This window comes from Gordonia sp. 852002-50395_SCH5434458 (assembly GCF_001665905.1).
Taxonomy (GTDB): domain Bacteria; phylum Actinomycetota; class Actinomycetes; order Mycobacteriales; family Mycobacteriaceae; genus Gordonia; species Gordonia jacobaea.
In genome coordinates, this window is record NZ_LZTC01000039.1 from 1 (window position 1) to 18,126 (window position 18,126).

At 65.3% G+C, this 18,126-nt stretch carries 19 protein-coding genes; 11 read left to right on the forward strand and 8 right to left on the reverse strand.

The window, feature by feature from the left end:
* Positions 1-193: 193 nt before the first annotated feature.
* Entirely contained in the window at positions 194-613 is a 420-nt protein-coding gene (locus A5785_RS08200) for a DoxX family protein (RefSeq protein WP_064865778.1), read from the reverse strand.
* 253 nt (positions 614-866) lie between these two features.
* Between A5785_RS08200 and A5785_RS08205 the strand changes: the two genes are divergently transcribed.
* Together A5785_RS08205 and A5785_RS08210 are read left to right on the forward strand one after the other, a co-directional pair.
* Positions 867-2,222, forward strand: a complete 1,356-nt coding sequence (locus A5785_RS08205; RefSeq protein WP_064865780.1) for a M1 family metallopeptidase — start codon at positions 867-869, stop codon at positions 2,220-2,222.
* Positions 2,223-2,243: 21 nt separating this feature from the next.
* Positions 2,244-3,530: a lipopolysaccharide biosynthesis protein gene (locus A5785_RS08210; protein ID WP_064865810.1), complete on the forward strand. Its 1,287-nt coding sequence runs from the start codon at positions 2,244-2,246 to the stop codon at positions 3,528-3,530.
* Here A5785_RS08210 and A5785_RS08215 read toward each other — a convergent pair whose 3' ends face one another.
* Positions 3,531-4,379 (reverse strand): glycosyltransferase family 2 protein, encoded by an 849-nt coding sequence (locus tag A5785_RS08215; RefSeq protein WP_064865782.1) that lies wholly within the window; start codon positions 4,377-4,379, stop codon positions 3,531-3,533.
* A gap of 82 nt (positions 4,380-4,461) precedes the next feature.
* Between A5785_RS08215 and A5785_RS08220 the strand changes: the two genes are divergently transcribed.
* Both A5785_RS08220 and A5785_RS08225 read left to right on the forward strand, forming a co-directional pair.
* Entirely contained in the window at positions 4,462-5,193 is a 732-nt protein-coding gene (locus A5785_RS08220; RefSeq protein ID WP_064865784.1) for a glycosyltransferase family 2 protein, read from the forward strand.
* A 2-nt stretch (positions 5,194-5,195) separates the two neighbouring features.
* A complete protein-coding gene (locus A5785_RS08225; RefSeq protein ID WP_005206720.1) occupies positions 5,196-5,540 on the forward strand; it encodes a DUF2304 domain-containing protein in 345 nt (114 codons plus the stop codon).
* Between the two features lie 90 nt (positions 5,541-5,630).
* Here the strand turns inward: A5785_RS08225 and A5785_RS08230 are convergent, their stop codons facing one another.
* Together A5785_RS08230 and rfbA are read right to left on the reverse strand one after the other, a co-directional pair.
* Positions 5,631-6,257 (reverse strand): dTDP-4-dehydrorhamnose 3,5-epimerase family protein, encoded by a 627-nt coding sequence (locus tag A5785_RS08230; protein WP_064865786.1) that lies wholly within the window; start codon positions 6,255-6,257, stop codon positions 5,631-5,633.
* 28 nt (positions 6,258-6,285) lie between these two features.
* A complete protein-coding gene (gene rfbA / locus A5785_RS08235; RefSeq protein WP_049700619.1) occupies positions 6,286-7,164 on the reverse strand; it encodes a glucose-1-phosphate thymidylyltransferase RfbA in 879 nt (292 codons plus the stop codon).
* A 120-nt stretch (positions 7,165-7,284) separates the two neighbouring features.
* Here rfbA and rfbB point away from each other — a divergent pair, with 120 nt between their 5' ends.
* The gene (rfbB, locus tag A5785_RS08240; RefSeq protein WP_064865788.1) at positions 7,285-8,289 is read left to right on the forward strand and encodes a dTDP-glucose 4,6-dehydratase; all 1,005 of its coding nucleotides are present in this window, start codon (positions 7,285-7,287) and stop codon (positions 8,287-8,289) included.
* Here the strand turns inward: rfbB and A5785_RS08245 are convergent.
* On the reverse strand, positions 8,279-9,691 hold the full coding sequence (locus A5785_RS08245; RefSeq protein WP_197494444.1) for a uracil-xanthine permease family protein: 1,413 nt from the start codon (positions 9,689-9,691) through the stop codon (positions 8,279-8,281). The two genes, rfbB and A5785_RS08245, sit on opposite strands and share 11 nt — an antisense overlap.
* Positions 9,688-10,827, reverse strand: a complete 1,140-nt coding sequence (locus tag A5785_RS08250) for an aryl-sulfate sulfotransferase (RefSeq protein ID WP_064865789.1) — start codon at positions 10,825-10,827, stop codon at positions 9,688-9,690. The genes A5785_RS08245 and A5785_RS08250 overlap by 4 nt, the downstream gene beginning before the upstream one ends.
* 196 nt (positions 10,828-11,023) lie before the next feature.
* Here A5785_RS08250 and A5785_RS08255 point away from each other — a divergent pair, with 196 nt between their 5' ends.
* The 5 genes from A5785_RS08255 (at position 11,024) to A5785_RS08275 (ending at position 15,148) form a co-directional block, all read left to right on the forward strand.
* Positions 11,024-11,638, forward strand: a complete 615-nt coding sequence (locus A5785_RS08255; RefSeq protein WP_156525550.1) for a helix-turn-helix domain-containing protein — start codon at positions 11,024-11,026, stop codon at positions 11,636-11,638.
* 759 nt (positions 11,639-12,397) lie between these two features.
* Positions 12,398-12,742 (forward strand): hypothetical protein, encoded by a 345-nt coding sequence (locus A5785_RS08260; protein ID WP_064865791.1) that lies wholly within the window; start codon positions 12,398-12,400, stop codon positions 12,740-12,742.
* A gap of 134 nt (positions 12,743-12,876) precedes the next feature.
* Entirely contained in the window at positions 12,877-13,416 is a 540-nt protein-coding gene (locus A5785_RS08265) for a hypothetical protein (protein WP_064865793.1), read from the forward strand.
* Between the two features lie 80 nt (positions 13,417-13,496).
* Positions 13,497-14,105 carry a hypothetical protein gene (locus A5785_RS08270; protein WP_231894060.1) on the forward strand — a complete coding sequence of 203 codons (609 nt, stop codon included), beginning with the start codon at positions 13,497-13,499 and terminating at the stop codon, positions 14,103-14,105.
* A 44-nt stretch (positions 14,106-14,149) separates the two neighbouring features.
* Positions 14,150-15,148, forward strand: a complete 999-nt coding sequence (locus A5785_RS08275; protein WP_064865820.1) for a tocopherol cyclase family protein — start codon at positions 14,150-14,152, stop codon at positions 15,146-15,148.
* On the opposite strand, the gene A5785_RS08280 is transcribed toward A5785_RS08275, so the two are convergent.
* Entirely contained in the window at positions 15,094-16,062 is a 969-nt protein-coding gene (locus A5785_RS08280) for an alpha/beta hydrolase (RefSeq protein ID WP_064865822.1), read from the reverse strand. The two genes, A5785_RS08275 and A5785_RS08280, sit on opposite strands and share 55 nt — an antisense overlap.
* Positions 16,063-16,151: 89 nt before the next feature.
* Entirely contained in the window at positions 16,152-16,925 is a 774-nt protein-coding gene (locus tag A5785_RS08285; RefSeq protein WP_064865794.1) for a hypothetical protein, read from the reverse strand.
* Between the two features lie 170 nt (positions 16,926-17,095).
* Here A5785_RS08285 and galE point away from each other — a divergent pair, with 170 nt between their 5' ends.
* Positions 17,096-18,115 carry a UDP-glucose 4-epimerase GalE gene (galE, locus tag A5785_RS08290; RefSeq protein WP_064865796.1) on the forward strand — a complete coding sequence of 340 codons (1,020 nt, stop codon included), beginning with the start codon at positions 17,096-17,098 and terminating at the stop codon, positions 18,113-18,115.
* The last annotated feature ends 11 nt before the right edge of the window (positions 18,116-18,126 follow it).

Here is an 18,126-nt window from a genome sequence, read left to right on the forward strand (position 1 = left end):
GAAACACGGCCTGCTCCACCTGGCGCGATCACCAACCCCGGACGACGTCAGCGTCGCCCGACCGGTACGTACACAATCCGGTCGTCAGCGGGGCGCGGCGACAATTATTGTCGTGGCCTCGCGCTGACGTCACAGTTGTGTACGTACCGCCCCGGACGACGCTCAGCGTCGCCCGGGGCGCACCACATTCGCGCTAGTCGGCCACGCGATTGCGTCGTCGGAACACGTGGGTGTCGAAGGCCAGACCGCCCGCCGATGCGAAGCCGACCGCCAGGAGACCCGCGATGAGCGCGAGCGGGAACTCGTAACCGCCGTCGGATGCCCAGAAGCCCTGATCGATGTGTGCGACGAAGATCGCGCCGACCATGTCGATGATCAGCAGCACGGAGACGAGCGGCAGGAGAACGCCGACGATCAGCAGGATGCCGCCGATCAACTCGACCCAGGTCGCGTAGTACGCGGAGAACTCGGGAAAGGGTGCACCCATCTTGGTGAAGCTGGCCTTGGTTCCGTCGAGTCCGAAGGTGTGGAGCTTCTGCCAGCCGTGCGCGATGAAGATGATGCCGAGAATCACCCTCGCGGCGAAGAGTCCGAGACTGCGGATCGGGTACATGCTGTCACCTTTCTCGGGACGTGGTTCGCCCCTGTTGCCTTACGTATCGAACATGAATTTAACCGGACCCTAGTCCGTTTACAACCTGACGCGCCTCACAGAAGCAACGCTACGGGTAGGGTGAGTTCTCGCGTCCTGATCGAGAAAATGACGCCGAAAACGCCCACTCCCGACAAGCCGGACAGGCTCGGGAAGTGCGACGGTAGCCAGAGCCGAAGAGTGAGCCAGTAGAGCCAGAGACAGGAGTCGTTGCGTGCCGGGTAAGTCGGGGAAGAACTCACGGCAACCTGTTCTCGGTACACCGACCGACAGCGTCGACCCCTACCTGCCAGACAATGGCAATCTCGGTTATCGCATCTCCCGCTACGACCTCGACCTCGAGTACAAGGTCGCCAGCAACCGCCTCGAAGGCACCGCGACACTGACCGCGACGTCGTATGTGGAATTGGCACGTTTCAGCCTCGACATGGCGTCGACGCTCAACGTCAGCAAGGTCACCGTCAACGACAGGCGGGCCAGGTACAGCCACCGCCAGCGCAAGCTGTTCATCACCCCCGACTCGCCCATCCCGCCGGGCGGAGCCATGACGATCGTCATCCGTTACAGCGGCACCCCTCGACCCATCCGCGGCCCCTGGGGCACTGTCGGATGGGAAGAACTGACCGACGGCTCGCTGTGTGCCAACCAACCGAACGGCGCGGCGTCGTGGTTTCCCTGCGACGACCACCCGAGTGCCAAGGCGCCCTACCGCATTTCGATCACCACCGACAGCCCGTACTACGCGCTGGCGAACGGCGTACTCGCGTCGAAGCGGGTACGGGCAGCACAGACGACGTGGGTCTACGAGCAGATCGAACCGATGTCGACGTATCTGGCCTCGATCCAGATCGGACCATACGAGCACATTCGATTGGCGTCCAAACCCGTTCCGGTAGAAGCGATCCTGCCGTCACGACTAAGAGAGAACTTCCGCGTCGACTTCGGCAAACAGTTGGAGATGGTCGATGCGTTCACCGAGATGTTCGGCCCCTACCCGTTTGCCAAGTACACCGTCGTGGTGACCGACGATTCGCTCGAAATCCCCATCGAGGCACAGAGTTTCAGCACCTTCGGAGCCAATCACTGCGACGGCAGCCGCGACGCCGAGAGGCTGATCGCCCACGAACTCGCCCATCAGTGGTTCGGCAATTCGGTGACACTCGAACAGTGGCACGACATCTGGCTCCACGAAGGATTCGCCTGCTACTCCGAGTGGCTGTGGAGCCAACGATCCGGCGGGCGAAGCGCCGACGAATGGGCGCGACACTACTACGCCAAGTTGGCTGCCCACCCTGTCCGGGTAACGCTCGTCGACCCCGGCCCGCGGAAGATGTTCGACGACTGGGTCTACAAACGTGGCGCAATCACGTTGCACGCCTTACGTCTTCGCATCGGTGACGGCAACTTCTTCGCGCTCCTGCGTCGCTGGACCGACAAGTACCGCTACGGAACCGCCAGCACCGAGGATTTCATCGCGCTCGCCGCGAACTATTCCGACGCCCCGCTGAACGACCTCTGGCAGGCCTGGCTCTTCACCCCGGAGCTTCCCGCGTTTCCCGAACCGTCCTGACGCCGGCACATCGGTGTGTCGATGACTTCTGGTCCTGATCCCGAGATCTCCGCGGTATCCGACGATGCGAGCGGGCGCAGTTCTGGCGGACGCAGTTTTGGCGGACGCAGCGCCGTCGGGCGCGTCACGATCGCGACGATCATCGCGGCGGCGTCGGGCTACCTGGTTCTACTCCTTGCCGCGCGGCAGCTCGGCGCAACGGGATACGCAGTCTTCGCGGTCTTCTGGGCTGCGTACGGACTCGTCACCGGCGCACAGAACGGGCAACTCCAGGAGACGACGCGCACCATCCGCGCCGCCTCGGAGACGCGCACACGCCTCAGCCGACCGCTGGTGGTCAACGTCGGTATCGGCGCGGTGCTCGCGGTCATCGTCGCGGCGACTTCGCCGCTGTGGAGCGGCCACGTCTTCGACCAGTACCGTGCGCTGTCGGTGGTGCTGCTCGCCGTCGGGGTCGCGAGCTTCGCGGTGTACGCGCACCTGTGCGGCGCGTTGTCGGGGTCGCTGTCGTGGTCGCCGTTCGCGGTCTTGCTGAGCGTCGACGCGCTGATCCGATTGGTCGGCGCGGGCATCGCGGTCGCTTTCGGCTGGGGCGTGCTGGCGTTTCTGGTGATCACGGTGGTCGGGTCGGTGTCGTGGATCGTCGTGCTCGCGACGTCGTCGACGGCCCGACGCGCCATCGGACTGCCCGGCGACGTCGACAACCGACGCCTCGCGGGCAACACTCTCACCGCGATGGCCGCCGCGCTGGCGTCGGCGGTGGTGGTGATGGGCTTCCCGGTGCTGATCAACATCACCGCGCGCGCCGACGACGATTCGCGCATCGTGGGAGCCGTCATCCTGGCGGTCACGCTGACCAGGGCGCCACTACTGGTGCCGCTCAACAGCTTTCAAGGGGTATTGATCACCCGGTTCGTCGCAGCGCGCGACGCGTTGCTGCGTTCACTCGCCGTGCCGCTGGCCGCGGTCGTCGTGGTCGGTGCGATCGGCGCGGTCGCGGCCTGGGCGATCGGCTCCTGGCTGCTCACACATATCTTCGGCGCCGACTTCACGCTCGGCGGCGGCACCATCGCGCTGTTCATGGTCGGTGCCACCGCCCTGGGACTGCTGACCGTGACCGGTGCGGCAACGCTGTCTGTCGGAGCACACCGGTGGTACGCGGCCGGCTGGTGGGTTGCCGCGATCGCCTGCGCCGCGCTGCTGACCGTGCCGCTCGAGGTGACCGACCGCGTCGCGCTCTCCTTGGTCGTCGGGCCGCTCGTCGGGGCGGGCGTGCACCTGGGCCGGCTCGCCACGTTCTCGGGGTAATCAGTTGGTGGGTCGGATTGTCGACGCCGCGCCCGCAATCCGCGCCATGCCGTGGTGCAACCGCGACGTCGCGTGCAGCCGTGCCGCCCGCGCCGCGCGGGTCCATCCGCGTGCAGCACATCGTTGTTCCTCGCCGTCGAAGAAGGCGTTCTCCTCGGCAAAGCGTCGACCGTCGACCGCCTGCACCGAGCTGACCGACGCGTCGTGGCGGCGGTAGCGGAACAGCACGCGCGGGTCGTAAGCGAGCGCCTCCCCCGCGAAAGCGAGGTCGACGAGGAGCGCGAGGTCGAGGACGACGTCGAGCCCCTCCCGGAACCCGACCGCCCGCACGGCATCGGTGCGCCACAGCAGCGAGGGGAAGTAGGTCCAGTTGCCGCGATACAGGCTGGTGGCCATCGCCTCGCCGCGCAAGACCGTCGCAGACGACGGCGCGAGCACCGACTTGATCCGATCCCCGAGCGGGCGCACCACCCGATCGTCGGCGTCGATCACCTCGACGCCCGGCGCGATCACCGCGGCATCGGGATGTGCGTCGGCTAGCGCACGGACACCCGCGAGGTACCCGGGCAGCATCACGTCGTCGCAGCCCATCACGACGTACCGATCAGCGGTGACGAGGTCGACGCAGCGTCGAAAATTGCCGTTCACGCCGAGGTTGTGTGCGTTGCGCTCGTAGTGGACGCGAGCGTCTCCGAGGCCGGCCAGCCATTCGCGCGGCTCATCGCTCGGATAACCATCGTCGACGACGACGAGCCGGAAGTCGGGGTCCGACTGCTCGAGAACGCTGGTGACCGCCTGCTTGAACTGCTCGACGTCGCCGTAGAAGGGCATCATGACGTCGATAGGCACCCGATCAGGGTAGACGTTGACGCGCCCACGCCTTCCGGGCACGTCCGAAGTGCCCCGCACCTGCTCCGATAGGGTTACCCCCATGACGGAACGCCCCACCAACGACGACGTGTGGTTGGTGATCCCCGTCTACAACGAGGGCGAGGTGATCCGAGACGTCCTGGTCGACGCCTCGAAGACCTTCCCGAACATCGTCTGCGTCGACGACGGCAGCTCCGACGACTCGGTCGCTCAGATCCGATCGGCAGCAGCCGACGTCGCGCGCACGCAGACCGGCAGCATCCATCTCGTGCGCCATCCGGTCAATCTCGGGCAGGGCGCGGCGATCCAGACCGGCGTCGAATATGCGCGGTCACGGCCCGGCGCCCAGTACTTCGTCACCTTCGACGCCGACGGCCAGCATCGCGTCGACGACGTCGTCGCGATGATCGACCGACTGCGCACCGAGCCCGTCGACATCATCGTCGGCACGCGCTTCGCCGACGGCCGGAGCGAGTCGGTGCCGCTGCTGCGTCGGATCGTGCTGCGGACCGTCGTCTTCCTGAGTCCGCGCACGCGCAGACTCGGACTCTCCGACGCCCACAACGGCCTACGCGCGTTCAACAAGACCGTCGCCGACCAGCTCGATCTGCTGATGGCCGGCATGAGCCACGCGTCGGAGTTCGTCGCGCTCATCGACCACCATCACTGGCGGGTCGCCGAACAGCCGGTCACCATCCTCTACACCGACTACTCGCGCGCCAAGGGGCAGTCGCTGATCAACGGCGTGAACATCGTCGCCGACGGTCTGCTGCACGGGCGCATGAGGAGATAGCCATGATCGTCATCCAGATACTGCTTCTGCTCGCGGCTCTCGGACTCGTGTGGTTCTTCGTCACCAACCGCGGCAACGCGAGATCGTCTGCGGGAGTGAAGCTTCTGTTCGTCGCGTTCGTGGTCTTCGGCGTCTACGCGATGTTCCGCCCCAACGATCTGACGACCGTCGCGGGCTGGGTTGGCGTCGGCCGCGGCACCGACCTTGTGCTCTACTGCCTGGTGATCGCGTTCGCATTCACCACTGTCGCAACGTATCTCAGGTTTCGCGAGCTCGAGATCCGCTATGCACGACTCGCGCGCGCGGTCGCACTGCAGAACGCCGAGGTCGAGAACCGGCGCGACTGAGGGTGTTGTCCGCCCGAGCACGCCTCCAAACGCCGCCCGAACTTGCAAACGCGCCTGGTGTACCAGCCGCGTTCACCAGAACAAGCGCGTCTACGACGCCCCTTCGGCCAGCGACCGCAGATACGCGGTCACGTCGGCATAGTCCGGCAGCAGCCCCGATTCGCGTGCGGCGGTCAAACCCGGTGCCGCAGTGTCCTTCTCGGAGAGCTCGTAGACCAGGGGCGAGCCGTCGCGGGCAAGCGTCGGCCATTCGATGCCCAGCTCATGGTCGAGTGGATTGATCCCGTGTTCTGCACCGGGGTTGTAGCCGGTCGAGCACAGGTACGTCGCGGTCGACCCGTCTTCGAGTGCGCAGAACGCATGCCCGAGCCCCTCGGAGAGGTAGACCGCACGACGGTCGACGTCGTCGAGGAGCACGGTGTCGTAGGTGCCGAAAGTCGGTGAGCCGACGCGGATGTCGACGATCACGTCGAGGATCGCACCCTTCGGACACGTCACGTACTTCGCCTGGCCGGGCGGAACGTCGGCGAAGTGCACGCCCCGCAAGACGCCCGCGGCCGACACCGACAGGTTGACCTGCGCCAGGTCGAGTCGGTGACCGATCACGTCGTCGAGCAGATCTCCCTTGAACACCTCGGCGAACAGGCCGCGAGCGTCGCCGTGCTGCACCGGCGTGAACTCCCAGGCGCCGTCGATCGACAACGGACGGATCTTCACTCGCGCTCCTCTGTTTCGTGAATCGTGTTCACTCGAAACCCTTACCGCGGGCCAGGATGTCGAGCAGATAGTTGCCGTAGCCCGACTTGCGCAGCTTCTCCGCACGCGTTGCCAGCTCGTCGTCGGACAGATACCCCTGCCGCCACGCAATCTCCTCGGGCACAGCAATTTTCAGTCCCTGCCGCTGCTCGACGGTGCGCACGAAGTTGCCCGCGTCCAGCAGCGAATCGAACGTCCCCGTGTCGAGCCACGCAGTGCCACGCGGCAACACCTTCACCGCGAGCTTGCCCTGATCGAGATAGTGCGCGTTGACGTCGGTGATCTCGTACTCGCCTCGCGCACTCGGCTGCAGGCCACGCGCGATCTCGATGACGTCGTTGTCGTAGAAGTACAGCCCCGGCACCGCGTAGTTCGACTTCGGGGAGGTCGGCTTCTCCTCCAACGACACCGCCCGCCCCTGCGCGTCGAAATCGACAACACCATAGGCCGACGGATTGGCCACCCAGTAGGCGAAGATCGCGCCACCGTCGATCGTCTCGAACCCCTTGAGCTGCGAGCCCAGACCCGGCCCGTAGAAGATGTTGTCACCGAGCACCAGAGCCACCGACTCGTTCCCGATGTGATCGGCACCCAACACAAACGCCTGCGCCAAACCATCCGGCGACGGCTGCGTGACGTACGAGATGTCGATACCGAACTGACTTCCGTCGCCCAGCAGTCCGGAAAACGCGGCCGAATCGTGCGGGGTCGTGATCACCAGAATGTCGCGAATACCCGCCAACATCAGCGTCGACAGCGGGTAATAGATCATCGGCTTGTCGTAAACCGGGACGAGTTGCTTACTCACACCCTGCGTAATCGGGTGCAAACGCGACCCGGTACCTCCGGCGAGAATGATTCCACGCATGCAGATCAGACTAAACGGAACTGCTCGTCGGAACATCTCGTCGGACGCTCGGTACTCTAATGGCGCTGCACTCACCCTGCGACCCATCCCGCGGGTCCACAACGTACGAAGGGAACGACGTTGAAGCTCCTGGTCACCGGCGGAGCCGGGTTCATCGGGGCGAATTTCGTCCTCCGCACGCTCGAACAGCGCCCCGACGTGCAGTTGACCGTCCTCGACAAGCTCACCTACGCGGCAAGCCCCGCGACGCTCGCACCTGTCGCGGATCGCATCAACCTCGTAGAGGGCGATATCGCCGACGCCGCGCTGACCGACCGCTTGATCGCCGACGCCGATCTCGTCGTCCACTTCGCAGCGGAGTCGCACAACGACAACTCGCTCGCCGACCCGTCGGCCTTTGTGCAGACCAACCTCGTCGGCACATACACCCTGCTCGAAGGGGTTCGCCGCCACGACGTGCGGTACCACCACATCAGCACCGATGAGGTCTACGGCGACCTCGACCTCGACGACCCATCGCGGTTCACCGAGTCGACGCCGTACAACCCGTCGAGTCCGTACAGCTCCACCAAAGCGGGCAGTGACCTGCTGGTTCGCGCCTGGGTGCGGTCGTTCGGGGTGCCCGCGACCATCTCCAACTGCTCCAACAACTACGGGCCGTATCAGCACGTCGAGAAGTTCATCCCCCGCCAGATCACCAACGTGCTCTCCGGCGTGCGGCCCAAGCTCTACGGCGACGGCCGCAACGTGCGCGACTGGATTCACGTCGACGACCACAACGACGCCGTCTGGACGATCATCGAAAAGGGCGAGATCGGCGAGACGTACCTGATCGGCGCCGATGGCGAGGTGGACAACCGGACCGTCGTCGAAACGATTTTGGAACTGGCCGGACAGCCACGCGATGCCTTCGACTTCGTCACCGACCGCCCAGGCCACGACCGCCGCTACGCCATCGATTCGACGCGCCTGCGAACCGAACTGGGCTGGTCACCGCGCTACACCGACTTCCGCTCCGGCCTGTCTGCGACGATCGACTGGTACCGCGACAACGCCGCGTGGTGGCAGGCCGCCAAGGGCGACGCTGAGGCGAAGTACGCCACCACCGAGCAGGTCATCGGCTGAGCGTGACGCGCGCCCGCCGAGCGTAGAGCGCGGCGACCACGATCCCGACCAGGGCGGCCATGGTGACACCGCTCGACAGCAGCAGCCGCGGAGTCGACGGGAACGCCCCGTACAGCCCGGGTGCGACGACGGGCAGCAGGCCCGCTGTCAGCGCTGCCACTGCGGTGACGAAGTTTCGGTCAGCAGACATGTCGATCGCCGTGAACATCTTCAACCCGGTCACGATGATCATCGCGAACACGTAGGCCGCAGTGGCACCGACCACGGGCGCCGGTAGCGAGTTGATGATCGCGCCGACCGGAGCCACGAACGCCATCAACACCAGGAGCACGCCGGTCCCCGCAGTCACATACCGCGAGCGCACGCCGGTCGCACGCACGATGCCGATGTTCTCCCCGCTGGTGAGCATCGTCTGCCCACCGAACAGCCCCGCGAACACCGACGTCACCGCATCGCCGCGGATTGTGCGCCCGACCGTTGCGCCGGTATCGATCCGTTTACCGACGACGTCGGCGTTGAGCACCACCTGCCCCGTCGCCTCTGCCATCGAACCGATACTGAAGACCAGCAGCGGAATCGTCGCGAGGATGTCGAAATGCGGGGTGCCGAAGGGAAACACCGACGGCACCTGAATCGCCTGATGCCCCGTGTCGAGATGAAGATGCCCGGTCACCGCGCTGACCATCGTGCCGACCGCCATACCCGCGAGCACAGAGATCCGGTTCAGCGGTGCGGGAAGAAACCTGTGCAGCACAACGATCGACGCCACGGTGACCGCGGCCAAGCCGACGGCCCACATCGGCGCAGTGGTGGCCTTGGCGCCGACGATGAGTCCGCCGGAGACCTTCACCAGGTTGATGCCGATCACCACGATCATCGCCGCGATCACCACTGGAGGAACAAAGCGCACCACGCGACCGGCGAAGGGCGACAACGCGATTCCCACCAGACCAGTGATGATGACCGCGCCGGTGGCCGTGGCTGCTCCCGACGTATGAGCTATCTGCAGGAACAACACCACCGCAGCGCCACCCGGCAGCATCACGAATGGAAGTCGAGCGCCGAGCCCGAACCATCCCATCGACTGCAGCAGGGTCCCGACACCGCAGGCAAGCAGCGTCGCGCACAGCAACGCACGGGTGGTCGACGCGTCGAGTTCCAGCGTCGCACTGATCAGAAACACCGACGAGATCGGCGTCGCGATCATCACCAGCAGGTGCTGGATCGACATCGGGACGAGCTGGCGCCACCGCGGCCTGGTGTCGACCGGGTGCGTATCGGTTTCCGAGACGGGGATGTCTGTGGTCTTTTCCTGTTGTAGCGCCATCGAATTGGATATCGGGTGACCCGCGTGTGATCCCGCTACGTTGGACTCGTCGACAGCCTTGTCAGATGTGGTCACGACAGCAGCCCCCATGACTCGACCTGAGCGTCGGAGTAGCGGTAGGCGCGGAAGATCGCATTACTCGACGCGGGGAAGCGGGCAGCAGTATCGGGATCGGCGTAGGCAGAGAAGTGGGGAACGACGTACTCCCAGCACATTTGCTTGTCGGGCGTCACCTCGAAGATCCGCCCGAACGCCGCCTCGGTGACGAGAGTGTTTCCGTTCCAAAGTCGTTGCGCCCCGCCCATATAGGGCGTGAAGAAGGTCTCACGGATCGGGTCCGTGTAGCTCCACAGGATCTGCTTGGTCTCGGGGTCGACCTCGATCACGCGGCTATAGGTGACCGACTCGCCGGTACGGAAGGTGCCGTTGTCGAAGATGAGCAGAGTGCCGTTCGGCAGCGGCGTCACATGATGCTGTTGCGCAACAACACTCGAATCCAGCTGCCAGACAACATCTCCGGAGGCCTTGTCGATGACGATCACCGCCGACACGCTGCGCAGACTTGCCACCACTTTGTCGTCGCCGAGCGGTGCAACACTGTTGATGAGTGGCCAGTGTTCGCGCCAATAGTGCGGCTGCAGCGGGAAGTTCGTGACGTCGAGATGGTCGAACGCCCGCCACTGCCATACGATTTGCCCCTGCGCGTCAACATGGTTGATGACATCGGCGTATACGACGTCGCCCTTGTCGCCACCAAGCGCCTCGGTGCCGGGGAATCCGCCGCGCACAGCGCGCGCACGGTTGCCGGTCAGTGGTTCGACCGAGGCGTAGAGGATGCTGCCATCGTCGAGGTGGTTGGCATCGTGGTGTTGCAGGGCGTCGACGTGCTCGCTGAGTAGGTTTCCCGACGCGTCGTATCGCGCCATCGAACCCCCGCCGTACTTGCGCCACATGTCGAAGAGCGGTTCGACGCCCGATTCAGCGCCGACGAGACTTCCGTTGTAAGCCAACGAGCCGTCGTCGAGCAGACGCGCGTGTCGCCCCGGGCGGTAGGGCAGGTCCCACCGGTGAGCTTCGTTGCCCTCGGCATCAACCAAGTACACCTGCCCCGAGCCGTTCAGCGGCGCGTACAGCGTGTAGCCGCCCGCCGAAACTGCAGGATCGACGCCGATAAGGCCGACACCTCGTCGTTTGAGCGTGTTCTGTTCCATCTGGATCTCCTAGAATCGAACTGACCAAAGGTTCAGTACCGAAGAGTTGATACTGAATATTCAGTACTGAATCTTCAGTCACATTAGGAGAGTTGGCCAGAGTTCTGGTCACGCTGGCGTTAACTCTGGATTCCCGTTCGGAGCAGCGTCGTTTACATGGGGTCGCGCAGCGGCACCCACGGCGAGAGGACTACCGGTGACCACCGGACTGACACGCGGCAAGACCCTCGATTCCGCACAACTCGGCGGCGTGATCCGCGCCGCTCGACTGGAGAAGGGGCTCACACTGGCGCAGATGTCCGAACAGACCGGACTGTCAGCGTCGTTTCTCAGTCAGCTCGAGAACGGCCGCACCAACACCAGCCTCCGGTCGCTGCAGACCGTCGCGGATGCCCTCGGCACCACGGCAACGGTCCTGCTTGCCGATGCCGACACCGACGCCGACCCCGTTGCCAGGGCCGACGACGAACTGCTCACCCTTTCCGACGAACCGGACGCCCAGGTGCGTTCACTGGTGCGGGGCAAGAAGGCGCTGCGGGGACTGGAATTCACCGGTTCGGCACACGATGACAGAGAGTTCACCCACGCCCACGACGAGATCATGTACGTGATCAATGGGAGTGCGCACGCCACGCTTAGCAGCGCCGACGGCGAACGGGAGGAGACACTCCGTGCCGGCGACTCGCTCTACATCGACGCCGGGGTCCCCCACCGCTGGCGGGCGCTGTCGGACGACACGCGTGTTCTGCTGTTCAGCGTCGCCGACGACATGGTCATCCGACGGTCAAACCGGCGCGAACGCGAGAAGTAGCGCCTTCATCCCGGGTCCAACCGGCCGGAGCCGTGCACGAGATGGTCCCAGAGCCAGCACCCCGACGCGCAGCTACCTCATCCGTGCACAGCTACCTTCTGCACCGCCCAAGGTGGCTGCACACAGATCAGGTGGCTGTACGGAGAGCCGCCGACATCAGCCCTCAGCCGCGCGCCGCCCGGGCATGCCCTGCACCCCGACGACTGGCCGACAAGCCGTCGAACTAGCCCGAGCCGTGCAAAAGCTGGCACTGGGCGCGACTCGACGCGCAGCTACCTCATCTGCGCACAGCTACCTTCTGCACCGCCCAAGGTGGCTGCACACAGATCAGGTGGCTGTACGGAGAGCCGCCGACATCAGCCCTCACGCCGCGCGCCGCCCGGGCATGCCCAGCACCCCGACGACTGGCCGACAAGCCGTCGAACTAGCCCGAGCCGTGCACTAGCTGGCACTGGGCGCGACTCGACGCGCAGCTACCTCATCTGTGCACAGCTACCTTCTGCACCGCCCAAGGTGGCTGCACACAGATCAGGTGGCTGTGCGGAGAGCCGCCGACATCAGCCCTCACGCCGCGCGCCGCCCGGGCATGCCGGGCACCCCGACGACTGACCCGTCGTCTCATGTTCAACAAGCCAGCGTCGCGGTCGGACACTTTACGCACACTTGCGATAAGCGCTATTCTCGGAATCGAGAAAGCCCTATCGAGGCCCCACTCTCCCGAAGTCCCATCCTGAATCCCTCTCGACCGCAAGGCGGCAGATGAACCCAGAACCCCAACCCCCGAACAGTGTGGTCATCACCAACGTCCACGACAGCAAGGGCACCATGCTGCGAGTCGTCCGGCTCACCGACGACGGTGGACTCATGATCGAGGGCCACGACCTCGGCGGCGGCGTCGAGCAATTCTTCGGTGCCCACGAGTACGAGTTCAAGAAGCAGTTCTCGTCCGACGTGGTCGCACAGCTCCGGGACCTACTCGGCCTCGAATCCGACGACGAACTGCTGCCGACCATAAAGGATCGGTTCACATACACGGACGATTTGGAGGAGTTTCTGCGAGACAACGGAATTGAGGGGAAATTCTGGAGCCGGGTGGGTGACTGAGCACCCCGAATGGGATTTATCGACACCGAGGCCTCGGCCGTCGTCTCATTGAATTACGCAGGCTAACGATTTTCGACGCCGCTACGAATCCTAATACAGAGGTTCGTCCAGCACACTCGGCATCGGAGATTCTCATGGTCACAGCTTCACGTATTCGTCGCGGCGTCGTAGCCGCACTCGCCGCGGCAACCATCGCGAGCGGCGCGGCGGTAGCAACAGCACCCAGCGCGCACGCCGCGCCGACGCAACCCGGCATCCACCAGGTCGACCAACTCGGCGACCTGACCTACCAGGCACTCTTCGGCGCGGGCGTCCAGGTCTACGAGTATGCGACGACGGTTCGCGGCACGTCCGATTCGACCGGAATCACCCCGCGGTACTACTACACCGTGCTCCGGAAGCTGCACAACCCACGCGAGGGCAAGCTGGGGAGCCTGCGATACGGGTTCGTCGGACTCGGCCCCGGCACACAGCTGCCGGAGGTCTTCGCCCTCTACTCGCGACTGCATCCCGAGCCGCACAACCTCGGCAACTTCTACTTCCGCGTCAACCCCCAGACGCTGCAGCCGCTGAGCTACGACCCGCACCCCCTGCCGTGCCCGAAGCTCATCTCCGGCCCCATCGGACCGCTGACCGGCGGCGCTGCAATTCTCGGAAATCGTTGCGGCGGCTGAGCCACTGTGACCGAAAGGCCACCAATGGTCGGCTAGGCCCTTGTCGCCGATAACAGGTTCGTTTCATTGAGTCGCGAGAGATGACACACCCGTCGACCGTCGACACTCTGGAGCGAGAGGGAGGTCTGTCGGGGCGTCGACCATCGGAGGTCAGCATGGGTTCGGCTCGCCGTACCGGCTGCAAGCTTCTCGGCACCCGTGTCACAACGGCGCTGGTCGCCGTAGCGGTGGCCGGCGGCGTGACGTTCACGCAAAGCACCCACGCCGATGCCGCACCGACAAACTCTTCGATCGTCAACGACGTGGCGAACCTGCCCTACCAGGCACTGTTCGCCACGGGCGTCCAGGTCTACGAGTTCGCGGGGATCTACCGTCAGGACAGTCCGGGCAGCGCCCCGTACTTCTTCACGGTGTTACGCAAGCTCCGCAGTGCAAATCAGGGCGTCCCCGGCACTCGGCGCTATGCCTTTGTCGGGCGCGGACCCGGTTCGACGCTCCCCGAGGCGTTCGGAATGTACCCCGGTCGACGGCCGTCGTCGGATCTCCACCTGCGTTGGACATTCCAATTCGACCCGCGCACCCTCACCCCGACGCTCGGCGGCGTGATGCAGTGCCTCTCGCCGCCGACTGTCGGGCCGATCGGAACGCTCGCGGGCGGTGCCGTGGCGACGCACACCTGCCCGAAGTGACTCGACGCGACATCACGCAGGACTCGCATGCAGATCCCGCCCGGATGCCACACTCGGGTATGCGCCCCCTCGACTGGCCGCTCCGCGAACTCGTGGCGCTCTATCGCCGCACCGGTGCCGATGTCCCATACGGCGACCCCTTGCCGTCCCACGGCACCGAGATGGAGGGCTGGTTCTGGCGGCTGACCGACCGGGCAACCGGCCGCGCAGTGGTCGCACTGTGCAGTTGCAACCGCCACGACGCCGGGGACTGGTCGACGGCGGCCATCGTGCTCGAACCCGGCGCCGTCGTCCGCCAGGCAGCGATCGGTGCTGCGGTGGCCGATCCTCGCCAGTTCTCCGTCCGCGCGCAGGAACAGGGGAATTACCTCGATGCCAATCGAGGCGGAATCACTCTGACCATCGACGACGTCACCGTCGACCTGCGTGTCGACAACACCCGACCCTGGCCGAAGGCGTTCGGCGGCGGCGGGGTGTTCTCTTCGATCCCGTTCCTCAACCAGTACTGGCACGCTTACTGTCTTGGCGGCCGGGCGTCGGCAACGGTCACCGCGCCCGGCGTGGACTGGCGGTTCGACGACGCCCGGCTCTACTGCGAACGCAACTGGGGTGCCGGTTTCCCGCAGCGGTGGTGGTGGGGCGAGGCGCATGACTTCGGCGACGACGACGTGTGCGTCGCGTTCTCCGGTGGGCTACTCGAACTCGGCCCGGTGAAGCAGGAAGTCACCGGAGTGGTCGTGCGCATCGGCTTACGGGTGCTGCGCATCACCCCGCCCGCACTGACCAGCTACCACTTCGACCGGAACACCTGGCACTGGCACATCACTGCGCGCACAGTGCGATTCGCCATCGAACTCGACGGCCACGGTGTCGGAGAACCGCCCGTGCTGCCGGTGCCGATACCTCACGAGCGGCGCAACGTGGACACCGATTACGAATTCCTCGACGGAACCCTGCGCTGCACCGTGCGGGAATGGGGTCGCGTCATCTACGACGGCACTTCGTCGCTGGCGGGGCTCGAGATCGGTGACCGCCCGGCGTGAGCGTCGGCCGCGCTCGCTCGCTGAGGGTTGACGGGTACGACGTCGCGCAAGAATGCCACCTCGTCGGCGACCACGTCCTCGAAGGCGTCACCGACGTAGATATCGAAGTGTCCGTACGGGTAGATCTTCGCTGTGATGTGCGGATTGCCTTGTACCGCACGCACTGTCGGACCGGATGGGGCGACACTGTCGGTCTCGCAGATCGCGACGAATGTGGGGAGGCTGATACGCGATGCCTTCCGCGCAGGCGAGTAGAGCGGAATCGCGAGACCGGTGCGCGCGGTGACACGATCGGAGAACGACGCCCCGTCGGGCACCAACGACAGGTAGCCCGATTCGGCGTCCGGTGCGGTCATCAGCGCGGCGTCGTGACCGTGTCCGGTCAGCCCCACCGTCACCGGGTCGCGACCAACCGCGCTCGACGCAAGGTCGGCGATTGCGCGCGCCGTGACTTTTGCCGACGAGATCGGGTCGAGTGCGGTCAGGGACGCGATACCGCTGGTGAACGGGCACTGCGAAATCGCCGCGGCGAGCCCGGGATGACGCGACGCCAACGTCAGCGCGTGACCCCCCGAGAACGACGACCCCCACACAACGACCCGAGCGGCGTCGACCCCGTCGAGCGACTTCGCGTAGGTGATCGCGGCGTCGTAGTCGGCGAGTTGCCTGCGCACCGACAACAGTTGCCGCGGCTCGCCATCGCTGTCACCGAAGTGTCGGTAGTCGAAGACAAGGCATGCGTAGCCCGCGTCGGCAAAACGTTCGGCGAAGGCGTCGAGCCTCATTGTCTTGACGCCGCCGAGACCGTGCGCCATCACGATGATCGGCGGATTCGCCGACTTCGGTCGATAGAGCCAGGCTCGGATGACGACGCCGTCGGACGTGAACTCCACGTCGGTGCGCTCTGACCCCATGATCCCTCGTCTCGCTTGCGACCACATTCCGGTGAGCACAGCTTGTCAGACCGCGCATTCGTGTCGGCGCGGCCGCCTACCCAAGCAATTCAGCGGGTCATCCAAGCGGCCCACGAGTACACGACGGCGGCCACCGCAGCCACTGCGAGCGTCACATGTTCCAGCACCGCGCCGAGCACGAAATCCGACGGCAGCAGTGGCACCACCAACGCGCACCACAGGGTGACGACCACCGTGAATCCGAGGGTCACCCTGCCGATCACCGCCGTCGTCGTTGCAGCGACGTGCCGGTTCCGCCCGACGAGGGGCACCAACACGATCAGGATGATGGCCACAATCGACACCACGACATTGATTCGGATGCCGGTGGAGAATGGCCACTCCAATCGCAGGTGGCCGCCCTCGCGCAGCGCCTCGGTGTCGAGGGTGTTGCTGAACTGCAACGCCACCACGATCATCGGCCCCCACAATGCCGTGGTGCGAGCGACGAGGTTCTGCGCAGGCTGCATGATCGACCGGTTGGTGCCGTAAAGCCGCAGCACCTCCCGCAGACCGAGCAGCAGCAACAGCGACGCCAGGCCGAACGCGGCACCGTTGAGCTGCTGTTCATGCGCGGCCACCGGACCGTTCGACCGACCCGAGAGGATCGCATAGCTGAACGCGAGGATCAGCAGCGAGAAGAACGCGCTGGTGAACACGATCACGCCGCTCGCCCCTGCAGCCTCGGCATCGTCGTCGCGGGTGTCATGGTCGAGTGGCAGCAGTACCGCCAGCAGCGCGAAACCCGCGAGCAGACCCGCCACCGCCGAGTACCAGCCCGCGGCAGCGGCGATGTCGAACGAAGCAACCTCGGCAGTCAGCACCGCACGTCGCCCCTCAGCCTCACGAGTTCATACGACTCCATCACCACATTCGGCCTCACGCGCTCGACCACCGCAACCCGAGAGCGTGCTTCGCAGCAAACTGTTCACCGAGGGGTAGCTCACAGGGTCCGCGTGGATGAATCCCAGTCCGACCGCTTACCGTGATTGTCATGCGTGTACTCGTCAGTGGAGGGGCCGGCTACATCGGCTCACACACCGTGATCCGACTCGTCGAAGCAGGACACGACGTCGTCGTCGTCGATGACTTCAGCAACGCCAAGCCGACGGTCATCGGCCGACTCGAGGGCCTCACCGGCGTCCACATACCGGTCCATTCCTTTGATCTCACCGACGTCGACAAGACGGAGAAATTCTTCGACCACGAGGACGTCGACGCCGTGATCCACTTCGCGGGGTTCAAGGCGGTCGGCGAGTCGGTGGCCAAGCCGCTCGAGTACTACGAGAACAACCTGGGCAGCACCTTCTCGCTGCTGCGCGCAATGCGACGCCACGACGTGCACCGGTTGGTGTTCTCGTCGTCGGCCACGGTGTACGGCGCAGAGCCGGTACTCCCGATGACCGAGGACTCCCCGACGTCGGCGACCAATCCGTACGGCTGGACCAAGGTGATGATCGAGCAGGTGCTGCGCGACGTCGCCGCCAGCGATCCCGTCTGGCGCATCGCCGCGCTGCGCTACTTCAACCCGGTCGGCGCCCACCCGAGCGGACAGATCGGCGAGGACCCCAGCGGTATCCCCAACAACCTGATGCCGTTCGTCGCACAGGTCGCCGTCGGACGTCGGGAGAAGCTCTCGATCTTCGGCGACGACTACGACACCCCCGACGGCACCGGCGTGCGCGACTACATCCACGTCGACGACCTCGCCGCAGGGCATGTCGCGGCACTGGAACGAATCAGCGCAGGGTCCGAACCCATGTCGACCTGGAATCTCGGTACCGGACAGGGCGTTTCGGTACTGCAGGTGGTGCAGGCCTTCGAACGCGCCAGCGGTAAGCCGATCCCGTATGAGATCGCACCGCGTCGAGCCGGCGACATCGCGGCGTCGTACGCCGACCCGACGAGGGCGAACAAGGAGCTGAACTGGTTCGCGGGCAAGACAATCGACGACATGTGCGTCGACACCTGGCGCTGGCAGTCGAACAACCCGGAGGGCTACCCGGACGCCTGAGGGGTACGGCT